7 protein-coding genes are annotated in these 13,806 nt (G+C 46.8%); 5 read left to right on the plus strand and 2 right to left on the minus strand.

Annotated features, from left to right (window positions below; all coding sequences use genetic code 11):
- Window positions 1–8: 8 nt before the first annotated feature.
- Window positions 9–3,110, minus strand: a complete 3,102-nt coding sequence (locus tag FOA19_RS17190; protein WP_149092097.1) for a SusC/RagA family TonB-linked outer membrane protein — start codon at window positions 3,108–3,110, stop codon at window positions 9–11.
- A 400-nt stretch (window positions 3,111–3,510) separates the two neighbouring features.
- On the opposite strand from FOA19_RS17190, the gene FOA19_RS17195 reads away from it, so the two are divergent.
- Window positions 3,511–3,858: a DUF6970 domain-containing protein gene (locus FOA19_RS17195; protein WP_149092098.1), complete on the plus strand. Its 348-nt coding sequence runs from the start codon at window positions 3,511–3,513 to the stop codon at window positions 3,856–3,858.
- An 84-nt stretch (window positions 3,859–3,942) separates the two neighbouring features.
- Here the strand turns inward: FOA19_RS17195 and FOA19_RS17200 are convergent, their stop codons facing one another.
- Window positions 3,943–4,932 carry an aspartate-semialdehyde dehydrogenase gene (locus tag FOA19_RS17200; protein WP_149092099.1) on the minus strand — a complete coding sequence of 330 codons (990 nt, stop codon included), beginning with the start codon at window positions 4,930–4,932 and terminating at the stop codon, window positions 3,943–3,945.
- 176 nt (window positions 4,933–5,108) lie between these two features.
- Here FOA19_RS17200 and FOA19_RS17205 point away from each other — a divergent pair, with 176 nt between their 5' ends.
- The 4 genes from FOA19_RS17205 to FOA19_RS17220 all read left to right on the plus strand — a co-directional run bounded on the left by FOA19_RS17205 (window position 5,109) and on the right by FOA19_RS17220 (window position 13,801).
- Entirely contained in the window at window positions 5,109–7,682 is a 2,574-nt protein-coding gene (locus FOA19_RS17205) for a lamin tail domain-containing protein (protein ID WP_149092100.1), read from the plus strand.
- A 120-nt stretch (window positions 7,683–7,802) separates the two neighbouring features.
- Window positions 7,803–8,558, plus strand: a complete 756-nt coding sequence (locus FOA19_RS17210) for a sulfite exporter TauE/SafE family protein (RefSeq protein WP_149092101.1) — start codon at window positions 7,803–7,805, stop codon at window positions 8,556–8,558.
- Window positions 8,559–8,720: 162 nt separating this feature from the next.
- Window positions 8,721–9,833: a DUF6588 family protein gene (locus FOA19_RS17215; RefSeq protein WP_149092102.1), complete on the plus strand. Its 1,113-nt coding sequence runs from the start codon at window positions 8,721–8,723 to the stop codon at window positions 9,831–9,833.
- Window positions 9,834–10,585: 752 nt separating this feature from the next.
- Window positions 10,586–13,801, plus strand: coding sequence for a SusC/RagA family TonB-linked outer membrane protein (locus FOA19_RS17220; RefSeq protein ID WP_149092103.1), 3,216 nt, complete (start codon window positions 10,586–10,588; stop codon window positions 13,799–13,801).
- The last annotated feature ends 5 nt before the right edge of the window (window positions 13,802–13,806 follow it).

Consider the following 13,806-nt stretch of genomic DNA (forward strand, 5'->3'; position numbering starts at 1 on the left):
GATTTCGATTAAAGCGTAAGTCTTAAAAATGCTCCGTAAGATCTGGTGTTTGGCAAGCCGTTGAATTCAAAACCTTGCGCATTGCTCACCCCAAGAGTGTTGTTCTCTGGATCCAGGTGCGGGAAGTTAGGAGCCCATAACAGCAGGTTTCTGCCGTTCAAGCCAACTTCTAATCTGCCAAATGGCGTTTTCTGTAAGAGGCCAGTAGGGATAGCGTATGAAAGGGAAGCCTCTCTTAAACGTACCGCAGTGGCATCATACACGTAGCTTTCACCGGCGGTGAACAGAGAAGTGAAATAACGCTCGGTGGTAATAGGGGTGGTGTTCACAGAGCCATCGGCTTTCACGCCTTCATACACGTAAGGAGTGGCAAGTTTTCCATCTGAAGTGAAACGGTCAAACTCGGCGGCCTCTGCCAAAACACCACTTCTTCTTAAGTCACCTAAGTTACGGGAGTAAACATCGCCACCTTTTCTGATATCAATCAAGAAGCTCAGGTTGATGCCTTTATAGTTAAGGTTGTTGGTGATACCACCGGTCCAATCTGGGTTGGTGTCACCAATCTTCTTAGACAAAGGATCAAGCGATGGCTCTCCGTTGGCTCCAATTATCAATTGGCCCTGGTCGTTTCTGCGGAACACAGAACCATACATGACGCCATATGGCTGACCAGCTTCCAGACGCACGTTAGGAGTGGTAAAACCAGCCAGGATAATGTTTGGAACACCCTGTGCCAGTTCAATTACCTCAGATCTGTTTCTGTTGAAATTGAAGCTGAGGTCCCAGGTGAAGTTGCTGGTTTTTAAAGGTGTTACGTTCAACAAGAACTCAATCCCTTTGTTTCTCAAAGAACCAGCGTTTCTGGTTTGTGAAGTGAACCCAGAAGAAGAGGAAACTGGTACAGAGAAAATCAGGTCAGTAGAGTTGGTCACGTAGTAGTTGGCTTCAAACCCTAAGCGGTTTTTGAAGAACTGCATTTCTAGGCCAACTTCCTTAGAAGTGGTGAATTCTGGTCTCAGGTTAGGATCACCAGAGGCGTTGCTGTAGGTTCTGCCGCCCAAACCGTTGTAAGGAAATACAATAGAAGGACCAAACCCATCAGACGCGCCGGCGGCCACAAAGTAGGTGTTGGTAGAATAGGCCGGAGCCTCTTTTCCTACCTTAGCATAGTTGGCTTTTACTTTGGCGAACTCTATTACATTGTTCTTTAACACCGGGAAAGCTTCGGTTAAGACAAAGCTAAGCGCCGCTGATGGATAGAAATAAGAGTTCTCTGCCTCACCAAACGTAGAGGAGAAGTCGTTTCTGCCGGTTACGTTCAACGTCACGAAGTCTCTGTAGCCAAAGGTGACATCGGCGAACACACCTACCAGTCTTCTCTGTGATTTTGAGTTTAAGCCCGTCTGCACAGATGCGTTAGAGATGTTTTTAAGGTTTCTAATGCCCAAAGTTTTACCAATGGTATTCACGTCATTGGTGCTGTTGGAAATGATTTCGTTACCAACGTTGAAAGTCAGGTCAAAATCAGGAGTGATGTCCTTGCGGCCTGATAAGATAAAGTTAGAGTTGATGTTGGTGTTGGTGTAGCTTCTGTCATAGATACCACCGGTACCCCCGGCAGAAGTGTTAGCCGCTCCACGCGCGCCAATCTGGTCATATCCCTGCTCTACCTGAGTGTAGGTATCCACACCCAATCTATAATTCGCGTCTAGCCAAGGAGTAAGTTTGTAGCTTAGATTCACGTTGCCAATTACCCGGTTAATCTCATCATCATAGGTGTTGTTGGCAATAGTCCAGTAAGGGTTGTCCACGGCATCAAAATAGATCTGGTTTCCGGCAGCATCTTCGTACGGCATGCCTGACAAGTTGATGTTACGCGGAATAAACCAACCTCTGAAGAATGGGTTGGATAACTGGTTTCCCTGTTGGGTACGCTTTGATTCTGAGTTGATGTACTGCACACTTACCCCAGAAGTAAGTTTAGGGGTAATATCGGCGGAGCCATTGAAAGTGAAGTTGTGTCTTTGCAGCTTGTTGTTCTCCAATACACCAGATTCTTTGGTGTTACCATAAGACAAGCGGTAACTGGCGCTTTCACCTCCGCCGCTTAGGGCAACGGTGTTCTGGAAGTTGCTTCCCTTCTTGAAGATGTCTTTGATGTTATCTGGGTAAGCCGTCAACGTCTCTTGTTCACCTCTGAAGTTAGTAACGGTTTGGCCGGTAATGCGTGGACCCCAAGAGACGTTACTGGTAGGAATGAAATTGCCACCGGTGCCTTGGGCGTACTCATTTTGCCATTCAGGGAAGCGGTTAACCTCTACCATGTTATAAGAAGAGTTAAACTCTACACTGGTCTTCTGGCCGGCTTTCCCTTTTTTGGTGGTGATGATCACCGCTCCGGAAGCTGCCCGTGACCCATAAAGGGCTGCTGCGGCTGGTCCTTTTAGGATGTTGATAGACTCAATGTCATCTTGGTTCAAGTCAATGGCACGGTTAGAGTTGGCAACCCCATTCTGGAGGGCATTTCCACCACCGCCGTTGTCAATTGGAACACCGTCAATCACAAAGAGTGGCTGGTTGCTGCCCGTAAAGGTGGTGTTCCCCCTGATGAAGATACCCGAAGAGGCACCCACCATCCCGCTGGAACTTGCTACGCTTACCCCAGCCACTTTGCCGGATAGGGCATTTACCACGTTGGTTGGTCTACCAATGGTTAATGCCGCTGCGTCTACCGTTCCTACTGAGTAGCCCAGGTCTTTCTTTTCCCGCTGGATTCCCATGGCCGTTACCACAACCTCGCTCAGTTGCCGTGAGTCCAAAGCCAAGCGAACGTTAATAGAAGATTGAGTGCTTACTGCTACCTCCTGGTTGGCATAGCCAACAAAAGTAAAGACAAGGGTTGCGCCTCCTGAAGGCACGTTGATAGAATAGGCCCCATTCACATCCGTGGGCGTGGCAATAGTGGTTCCTTTGACCTGAACTGTCACACCAGGCATTGTCTCGCCAGTGGCAGCGTCAGTCACCCGCCCTGTCACCGTTCGTTCTTGTGCCCACACCTGCCCGGCAAGCGTCAGCATCAGCACGAAGCTAAATAGTAAAGATTTCATCATGTGGTTGTTAGTTAGTTTGGAATTAGGTTTGATCCTTAAATATAATTGTAAAGAATCACCAACCAAGATGCGGAACTGGCAAGGCGCTATGCTGCTATGTGCTTGAAAAACAATAAAACCGGCTAGTTTGAAAGTTTTATATATTGAAAATAGAATTTTAACAAAACTTATAAGGTGCAGGGTAGTTTGATTGACTAAATGTTAAGAAAATGTTACTAAAATATTTTTCAACATTTTATGTAATTACATCAAAAACCTGAAAGGTATGTTTCTGAAATAGCGATCGTTAGGCAGCTCGCTCTGATTCTAAGTGAAAATGAGGTGTTGAGATGGAAAGAAAAGGAAGAGAGTGATGCAACCTTTCAAGGCATTCAGGTATCTTCCTTGTAAAGCCCTTTCTATGAGAACTCTGTACGCTTTCTGTTTGCTGTGTGTGTTTGCGCTTACTTCCTGCGAGGAGGAGCCGATGTATAAGACCTGTGTGGTGGCAAACCCCACCCAAGAACTAGAATGGCTGCGGGTGAAGGTACAGGAACTGGAGAAGTCTCAGTACTGCCAGTTTGTGCAGAGCGGCCACTGGAAAGGCAGAACCGTTTTTGTGTTAGGCAATTGTGACCCGCTTATCAACTCCATCAGTTCGGTGTATGACTGCGACGGCAACCTGCTATGCTACGGCGGAGATGAAACCTGCCCGGATTTCTCCAAAGAAGTAAAAAACCTGAAGATAGTCTGGAAGAATGGGAAATAAGGCTGACTTCTTATTCTCTCTAAATATAAAAAGAAAGGCCACCTGCAGAGGTGGCCTTTCTTTTTATATTTAGTGCTGTTGGTGCTACACCAGTTTGTTCTCCACCAGGTACTCGGCAATCTGTACGGCATTGGTGGCGGCTCCTTTTCTCAGGTTATCGGCCACAATCCACATATTGATGGTTCTGTCTTGGGTCTCATCGCGGCGGATACGGCCTACCAGTACCTCGTCTTTGCCGTGGGCATCCATCGGCATGGGGTACTTTAGGTTGGCTACGTCATCCACCACCACTACGCCCGGCGTTTCCTGCAGCAATTGGTACACCTCGTCCAGGGTGAAATCATTTTCAAACTCCACGTTCACTGATTCTGAGTGGCCGCCCATTACAGGGATGCGCACGGTGGTAGCCGTTACCCTGATGGAGTCATCGCCCATGATTTTTTTGGTCTCGTTCACCATCTTCATTTCCTCTTTGGTGTACCCATTGGCCTCAAACACGTCAATGTGCGGAATCACGTTCAGGTCGATAGGGTAGGCGTAGGCTTTCTCGCCTTCTTTGCCGGCGCGCTCGTTCATGAGCTGGTCTACCGCTTTCTTGCCGGTTCCGGTCACAGATTGGTAGGTGCTCACCACAATGCGCTTGGCCTTGAGGTTTTTGTGCAAGTGATTCAACGCCACCACCATTTGGATGGTAGAGCAGTTAGGGTTGGCAATAATCTTATCTTCGGGGGTGAGTTCATTGGCGTTGATCTCAGGCACCACCAGTTTCTTGGTAGGGTCCATGCGCCAGGCCGAGGAGTTATCCACCACCGTGGTGCCGGCCGCGGCAAACTTAGGGGCCATCTCCTTGCTCACGCTTCCGCCTGCCGAGAAAATGGCGATCTCAGGTTTCAGCGCAATGGCTTCCTCCATCCCGATCACGGTGTATTCCTTGCCTTTGAAATTCATCTTCTGGCCCACTGATTTCTCAGAGGCTACCAACAACAATTCGTCAACCGGGAAGTTACGCTCCGCCAGGACCTTCAGCATTTCGCCACCCACTAGGCCGGTGGCGCCTACTACAGCTACTTTCATGTAAAGGTTTGTAAAAAAATATTTGAACAATCACCGGAGAAGAACGGGTGGGGTAGCTTTCTCCGGAAACAACGGACTGGGTGTTTTAAGCTTGTTTTCTGAGAATCAGGCAGAAAGCGCACAGGCCAGCTGCAAAGTAAGCCAACTTTTAACGGATAATAAAGTACAGGCTTATTATGAGGCAATTCTTTCTTGCTTTTCTTTTATACTGGGCAGTTTTACCTGCCCTGCACGCGCAAATACAGGAATCTTTCTCAGACGGAGACCACATCCAGAACCCGATTTGGCAGGGAGACACCGGATTTTTCCGGGTGAATGCCGCTGGGCAGTTGCAAAGCCAAGGGCTGGCGGTAACGGGCACCGTGTTGCATTTGGCTACGGGTAACGGATTGGCCGTGGCCACGCAATGGGAGTTCTATGTGCAACTGGGTTTCGCTACCTCCTCAGGTAACCTGGCGGAGGTGTACCTAGTCTCTGACACGCCCGATCTCAAAGGCAACCTGCAAGGGTACTTTGTGCGCCTGGGGGACACCGAGGACGAGGTGAGCCTCTACCGCAAAGACGGCAGCACCGTCACCAAGATCATCAACGGCCCCGATAAGGCTCTTGCCACCTCAGACCATAAAGTGTGGGTGAAAGTCACCCGCACCACCACCCATGACTGGACCCTTGAACTGGACAGAACCGGAACCCGGCAAAGCTACGAGGTGCAAGGCACAGTGCAGGATGCGCGTTACACCACCTCGGCCTACGCTGGAGTGCTTTTCAAGTATTCGCAGGCCAATGCCGAGCGCTTCTATTTCGATGATTTCACCATCAAAGACCTGGGAGGAATCAGCTTGGTCAGCGCCGTGGCCATCGGGCCAAGAGTCCTTGAACTGACTTTTTCCGGGCCCATTTTGGAAAAGGAGGCTATAAACGCGGCTAACTACCGGCTCAACGGAAAGGAGGCGCCCATGAAAGCAGATTGGCAAGCCGCTACGCCCCAATCGGTAAAACTTCAGTTCGATCAGGAGTTTGAGACTGGCACCAACCAGATCGAGGTCCTGAAAATCACCAACACCCAAGGAACTATCACCGAGAAACTGACCGGAGCGTTCTCCTATTCTCCCTCGGCCCAGCCGGGCGATGTCCGGGTCACGGAAATATACGCTGACCTCAACCCTTTGGTAGATTTACCGGCTGCCGAGTTCATTGAGCTTTACAACCGCAGCGACAAGACCTTCAACCTGAAAGGCTGGCGATCTTCAGACGCAACCGCTGCATCGGGCACCTTCCCGGATTATCTTTTGAAACCGGGTGCCTATGTAATTGTGTGCGCTGCTGCAGACACGGCACTTTATCGGCCTATTGGCCCCGTGATAGGATTGGCCACTTTTCCTTCGCTCAACGACAGCGGCGATGACGTGGAGATTTTCAATGCCACGGGTCAATTGATAGACTTTGTGCGGTACAACGCGAGTTGGTACGGAGAGGCAGAAAAGAAAAACGGCGGCTGGAGTCTGGAGCTGAAAGATGTGAACAGCAGTTGTGCCGGGGCCTCGCAGTGGACAGCTTCCGTGGATAGGAGAGGTGGTACGCCCGGTCAGGTGAACTCGGTGCGGGAAGTAGACCAGATGCCTCCAACTTTGCGGCAAACAGTGGCCATAAGCCCGGATAAGATTCTGCTAACCTTCAATGAGCCGCTGGATAGTATGCAGGCTGCGCAGGTAACCCATTTTACGGTTTCTTCTGGTATTTCCGTGCAGCAGGTTCGGGTCCTGGCTCCGGATTACAGAGAGGTGGAATTAGTCCTTTCTGCCTCTTTGCAGGAAAACATGCGTTATACCGTCACGGTGCAGAATTTGACTGATTGCGCCGGGAATAAATTGGCTCCGCAGGGGCAAACGGTGTTGCTTCCGGCCACGCCGCAGAAAGGGGAGGTGGTTATCAATGAGATTCTGTTCAACCCCAGGCCCGGCGGCGTTGACTTTGTGGAGATCGTGAACCGGTCTACCAAGTACCTGAACCTGCAGAACTGGAAACTAGCTAACAGGTCCTCTGATGGTGCCCTCGCAGGTGCTCGCGTCCTCACGCCGCAAAACTTCCTTTTAGCACCGGGCGGGTACCTGGTCCTGACTCCTGATTCTGCCACCCTGTTCCGGGAATACCCGACTGGCCACGCAGACCGGTTCAAGGAGATGGCCGCTATGCCCTCGTATCCCGATGAGGCAGGCAGTGTGGTCTTGCTCTTACCTGATGAGACCATCATGGACGAGGTGCGGTATCAAAGCAGCCAGCATTTCAAACTTATTCGGGACCCAGAAGGGATTTCCCTGGAGCGCATCTCCCTGGCTGGGCCTTCATTGCCGGAGAACTTTCACTCGGCGGCTACCCAAGTGAAAGCCACGCCGGGTTATGAGAATTCCCAATCCCGCGAAAAGATGGGGGCTGCCGGGAAGCTGACCCTGCAGCCCAAAACCATCACGCCAGACGGCGACGGGATAGATGACGCCTTGTTGTTGCAGTTCAAGTTGCCGCAGGCGGGGTTTGTGGCCTCGGTAACCATCTTTGACGCCCACGGCCGCTTCATCCGGAAACTCTCGGCCAATACTTTGCTGGGAGCGGAAAGTGTGCTGCAGTGGGACGGCCTCACCGATGCCGGTTCCAAAGCGGCCATCGGGTATTATGTGGTGCTGGTGGAGCTGTTCAACCTGCAGGGGCAGAAGGAGGTTTTGAAAGAGACAGCCGTGGTGGGCGGGCGTTTTTAGTTTGTTTTCCAGTAAATAGGCCTAAATGCCATTGGGCCAAGAATCTGTTTTTGATTAAGCCGCACATTTTCAGAATATTTGTGGTTTCATTTGCCGCCTGGCGGACTTAATTCTGCAACGTTGGATATTGTTTACCTGTGCCTGTTTGCTTTTCTGGCAGGCTTGATTGATTCTGTAGTGGGTGGTGGGGGGCTTATCCAGTTGCCGGCGCTGTTTGTGTTTCTGCCCCACGTGGCCATCCCCACCGTGTTTGGCACCGGCAAGTTGTCTAGTATTGCGGGTACCTCGGTCTCGATGTGGCGCTACGCCAAGAACGTGGAGATCAACTGGCACGCGCTGCTGCCAGCAGCCATGACTGCTTTTGTGTTCTCGTTTCTGGGTGCCCGCGCCCTCAGCCACTTCAATGCCGATCTGCTGCGCCCCTTGATCTTGGTGCTCCTGATCTCGGTGGCCATCTACACTTTCTTTAAGAAGGACTTCGGCGCGATCCATGCTCCTCGGTTGGCTCCCTCCAAAGAGATGTGGTACGGCATAGGCGTAGGCATGGTGATAGGGTTCTATGACGGGTTCTTCGGGCCGGGTACCGGTTCCTTTCTCATGTTCATCTTCGTGGGCGTTTTTGGCTTCAACTTCTTAACGTCCTCGGCTTCGGCCAAAGTGGTGAACGTGGCCACCAATCTCTCGGCGTTGTTGTATTTTGGGTACAAAGGCTACATCCTGTATCATATAGGTATTCCCATGGCCATTAGTAGTGTAATCGGCTCAATGGTGGGTACCCGCATTGCGCTGGTCAAGGGCTCCGGCTTTGTCAGGAAGCTATTCCTGGTGGTGGTGTCTGGCATCATCCTGAAGTTTGCCTATGACACGTTCAAGTAAATGCGTTTGGAGTTCGTTTTCTTAAAACCGGCTCTAAAACGCTTACTTAAAACTAAGTATTATAAGATTGTCCTATTTGAAAGTTGCTGTTAATTAATGAAGTTCGCAAACTGAAGAGGATAGTACTAACCGTAACTGACGCCATCAAAAAAATAGAGTGAAATGAGAAATAACCTATTCAAACTTTCTTTTTGGGCCATGCCCGTGCTGGGCTTGTTTTTGGCCGCTAGTCCGGCTCAAGCCCAGGATGAAGTAGGTGAATTTATTAGAGCGGGGAAAGAGGATGCAAACAAACTGGTGCGGGCTTACGCCGAGCCTGCTTCCAAAGCGTTCGGCCATGGCCTGAACGGGGGATGGTTCAATTCTGGCAAAGCCATGAAGTTGGGCCGCTTTGATGTGCGCGTGTTCGCCACTGCCGCCTTTTCTCCCGAGGAAGACAGAACGTTTGATATAGCCAAGTTGGGCCTGACCATGGTCAGGGATGCCAACGGGAATAGGTTCGATCCCAATAAACCAGTTATCACTCCTACTATTTTCGGGGAAGATGAGGAAGGTCCTGAGATTTCACTTTATGCCAAAGCGAATGGCGTAGACGAACGAATTGGCTCCATCAACGCGCCACAGGGATCTGGTTACAAATTCTTGCCCGTACCCATGGCGCAGGTGAGTCTGGGCTTGATCCAAGACACGGAGATAGCCGTGAGATACTCACCTAAAGTGAAGTACGATGATTTTGAGGGACAACTCTTGGGGTTTGGGGTAAAACATGGCATTAAACAGTATATCCCGGTCATCAGCATGATCCCTGGGTTTGACATCACCGTTTTCGGGGGATACACTAATCTGAAAAGTTCTTACTCGGGAATAGATGTGCCCCTGTCGGAAGAAGACCGGCCGTATGCCACGGCCCAGCAGCGGGATGCAAATTATTATACCGGCCAAGCCCTCACCCTAAATACCAAAGCCTGGACCGCCAGTTTGGTGGCGTCCAAAACCTTCAGCGTGCTCACCGGATACGCCGGCGTTCGTTACAGCAACGTAGAGACTGATTTGAATGTGGAAGGCAAGTTTCCCGTATTAGGTTACCGCACCAACGCACCTTTTAATAAGTACGTGGAAGACATTACAGATCCAGTACTCCTGAATATGAAAGATAGCCAGTGGGGCCTAACCGGCGGACTTCGCCTGAAACTGCTGGTCTTCTCGCTTTATGGAGAGTACACCCTGGCAAAGTACCCCACCGCTACTGCTGGTATAGGAATTGGGTTTAATTAAGTAGCTAATTTAATACCCTCATTGAAAGGCCTTCGTCAGTTTCTGGCGAGGGCCTTCTTATTTATCAGAGATTCTGGATTTGAGCTCGGATGAGGATTAAACCTTTGTAAAACTGCCTTAAGCAGAAGGTGTCAAACTATGAATTTGTTTTAAGCTCGATTTTAGCAAAAGAGGGCATAATCAGCGGTTTATTAATCGAGCGCAGTAAAAGAGAGCGCAAATACTAGAAAGACAGTTTGTTGTGAATTTTTAAGTGCTAGATATTTTGTCTCATATATTGAGAAAACAAATACCATGTTTGCTTCTCTTTTATATTAAGTTGATAAAATACAATTTAATGTCGTATTAACTATTTTAAAACAAATATAACTAAATATTCTTAATTTAATCTTGTAGCAATAGTAAGTAATGTGTCTTTATATTCTTAATTATCTGGTAGTCAACTTTTAAGTGGGGGATGGGTGATAGTTGTTTATTCATGTAAACCCTATCAAGACTATTCTGAAGCGGTTTTTTTTAGCTATGTAAAAGCTTAATCGTGTGAATTTCAAAAGGCGGGCGGAAGCAAAACTTCTTTATAAGGATAGTATAGCTATTTAATGCTACATAAATTTTAAAAGGTGCAGTTAAACGTTTCTTCGTTGGTAAGGTTTCAAGTTTTAAGGAAAAATCATGCTAAGGGTTTGTTAATATACCTTTTAAACCTAAATTTGATTTCTAACAATAAAATTTTACAAACAAATTAAAATCACATGAAGAAAGCTTTACTACTCAGTTTTGCTTTGATGCTAATGCTTGTAACCCAAGCATGGGCTCAGACCAGGACTGTAACAGGGCGAGTGACTGACGCGAAAACAGGGGAGGGAATGCCTGGAGTGACAGTGCAACTTAAAGGAAGTACAACGGCAGCACCAACGGATGTAAATGGTGCCTATTCAATTGCTTTGCCTAATTCAGGAGGAACACTTGTGTTCTCCTTTATTGGATTTACAAACCAAGAGATTGTTGTTGGCAACCAATCACAAATTGATGTAAGATTGGTTACAGATGCAGAGACCTTGCAAGAGGTTGTTGTTGTTGGTTATGGAACAACTACCCAACAATCATTTACAGGTACGGCAAAGGTAGTAAGTGGTGAGGCTTTAGACAGAAAGAACGTCTCAAACGTGTCCCAAGCACTTGCCGGAGAAGTTGCTGGTGTAAGAGTAATCAATACCAGCGGTCAACCTGGATCAGTTGCCACTATTCGTATCCGTGGTCTAGGTTCTGTAACAGGAAATAGAGATCCTTTATATGTAGTAGACGGTGTGCCATTCAACGGAGGGCTTAATTCAATTAATCCTGCAGACATTGAGTCTACTACCGTATTGAAGGATGCAGCAGCTACGGCTATCTACGGTTCAAGAGGTGCTAACGGGGTAATTGTAATTACTACTAAAACCGGAAGAGGCAAAAAGTCTTATGTTGAAGCCGATGCTAACTTTGGGACGAACTTGTCTTATTTGCCTCGTTACAAAACCATTAAGTCTCCTGAACAATATATTGGTTTGGCCTGGGAATCGGCATTCAATGAGGGTGTAGCAAATGGTGAAGATGGTGTAGAGTGGGCAAATACCTATCTGTTTGATTCCGATTACGGTATCGATCCTGGGTATAACTTGTGGAATGCAGATGCTGCAGACCTTATTGATCCAGCAACTAGAATGGTAAGAGCAGGTGTAACTAGAAAATATGATCCTGAAAATTGGGAAGATTATGGTTTCCAGAGTTCTTCCCGTAAAGAAGTGAATTTGAAGTTTGGTGGCTCAAATGGAGGAACTAATTACTTCTCTTCGTTTGGATACTTAGATGATCAAGGATATTTGATTAACTCTAATTTTGATCGTTTGTCAGCACGATTAAATGTGAGTCAAGAAATAACCAAATGGTTAAATACAACATTAAATCTTAATTACGCTAGAACAGAGACCAACAATAATGGACAGTCGTCTGATTCTGGTAGCATTTTCTGGTTTGTAGATAATATACCTTCTATTTATCCTTTGTTCATGCGCGATGCAGAGGGCAAATTCGTGACGGATCCTATTTTCGGTGGAAACCAGTTTGACTATGGAACTGAAAGCGCACGTGGATTTGGAGGATTAACCAACTCTATTGCTGATGCAACTTATGATGTAAATAGAAGCAATCGTAATGAATTAAACGGTAATGCTAGTATTAACATTACTCTTCTGGAAGGCTTAACTTTAGAAAACAGAATTGGTGCTCAATACTATAATAACAAATTTATAAATAGAGGGAATAAGTATTATGGTGGTTCTGCCTCACAGAATGGAAGCATCTTTCACCAAGGAACTGAATTAACCTCTTTTAACTTGTTGAATCTGGTAAGATATAACAAGGCTTTTGGACAACATGGAGTTGAAGCTATGGTAGCTCATGAAGCTACAGACTGGAGCCAAGCAGTGACTACTGCTTCAGGCTATAGTTTGGTTGATCCAGATGAGTTGACTCTAGGAAACGCTGTAGTTTCTAACCCTAATGGCGGGTATACCAATGAGTATTCATTAGAAAGTTTTTTTGGCCAAGTAAATTACGACTTCAATAAAAAATACTTTTTGTCTGGTACAATCAGAAGAGATGGCTCTTCAAGGTTCCGTAAAGATAAGTGGGGTACTTTCGGATCGGTTGGTGCTGCATGGCTTATCTCAAATGAGGATTTCATGTCTTCTCAATCAATCTTGAGTTCTTTAAAACTTAAGGCTAGCTATGGATTGATTGGTGATCAAGGTGGTGTTGGCTTCTATTCTGGGTATGATTTATTTGATGTAAATAACCTGAATGATGCTCCAGCATTTGCTTTCTCTACAAAAGGTAACCCAGATTTAACTTGGGAGACATCTAAAATGTTCCAAACTGGAGTTGAGTTTGGAATTGGAAACTACTTATCTGGATCATTAGATTACTATAACAAAAATACTGAGGATTTGCTCTTCCAGAGAAGAGTAGGACCTTCTGCCGGTTATGCCATTTTGCAAGTAAATGATGGAAAAGTACGGAATAGAGGCTTTGAGTTTGATCTTACTGGTCATATCTTAAAGAACTCTAACTACTTCTTAGATCTTAGCTTGAATGGAGAAATATTTAGAAATGAAATCACACAAATGCCTTTAGATCCGGTATTAGGCGTGCAAAAACCTATTGATATCCAAGCACCATTTGGTTGGTCTGTAGGACGCTCTGTTTATGATTTCTATATGAGAGAGTGGGCTGGTGTAGATCCTACAGATGGTAGAGGTATGTGGAACAGAGTTTACAATGACGCTAATAATAATAACGTTGTAGATGCTGGCGAAGGTATTACTGATCTTAACAAGTTCCTTTTTGATAATCCTACAGTAAGCGAGGGTAGTTTAAAAACAACTACTACTAAAACGTATTCTCAAGCAACTCAGAAATATGTTGGTAAATCTGCTATTCCTGATGTAAGAGGTGGTATTAATTTGTCCGGTGGATTCAAAGGTATTGAACTAAGTGTTCAAATGCTTTACAGCTTTGGCGGTTATGCATACGATGGGGCATATGCTGGCTTAATGCATAGTGCTGTGGTTGGAAGTAACAACTGGCATGAAGACATCACAAACAGATGGCAGAAAGAAGGCGATATTACGGATGTTCCAAGACTATCTAATGGATTTGATCAGAACGTAAATTCCCAGTCAACTCGTTTTCTTACAAAGGCCAACTATTTATCCTTAAACAATATTCGCTTAGGATATACTATTCCTAAAGCTATGACTAGCAGATTTGGGGTAGGTGGAATTTCAATATGGGTATCTGGTGATAACCTTTGGCTAAATACTGCGCGTGAAGGTTTTAACCCTTCAACTGCTGAAGCAGGAGGGTCGGATACATACAGATATTCTCCTTTATCAACTGTAACAGCTGGCGTAAGAATCAAGATTTAATTATT

The organism is Rufibacter hautae (assembly GCF_008271695.1).
Taxonomy (GTDB): domain Bacteria; phylum Bacteroidota; class Bacteroidia; order Cytophagales; family Hymenobacteraceae; genus Nibribacter; species Nibribacter hautae.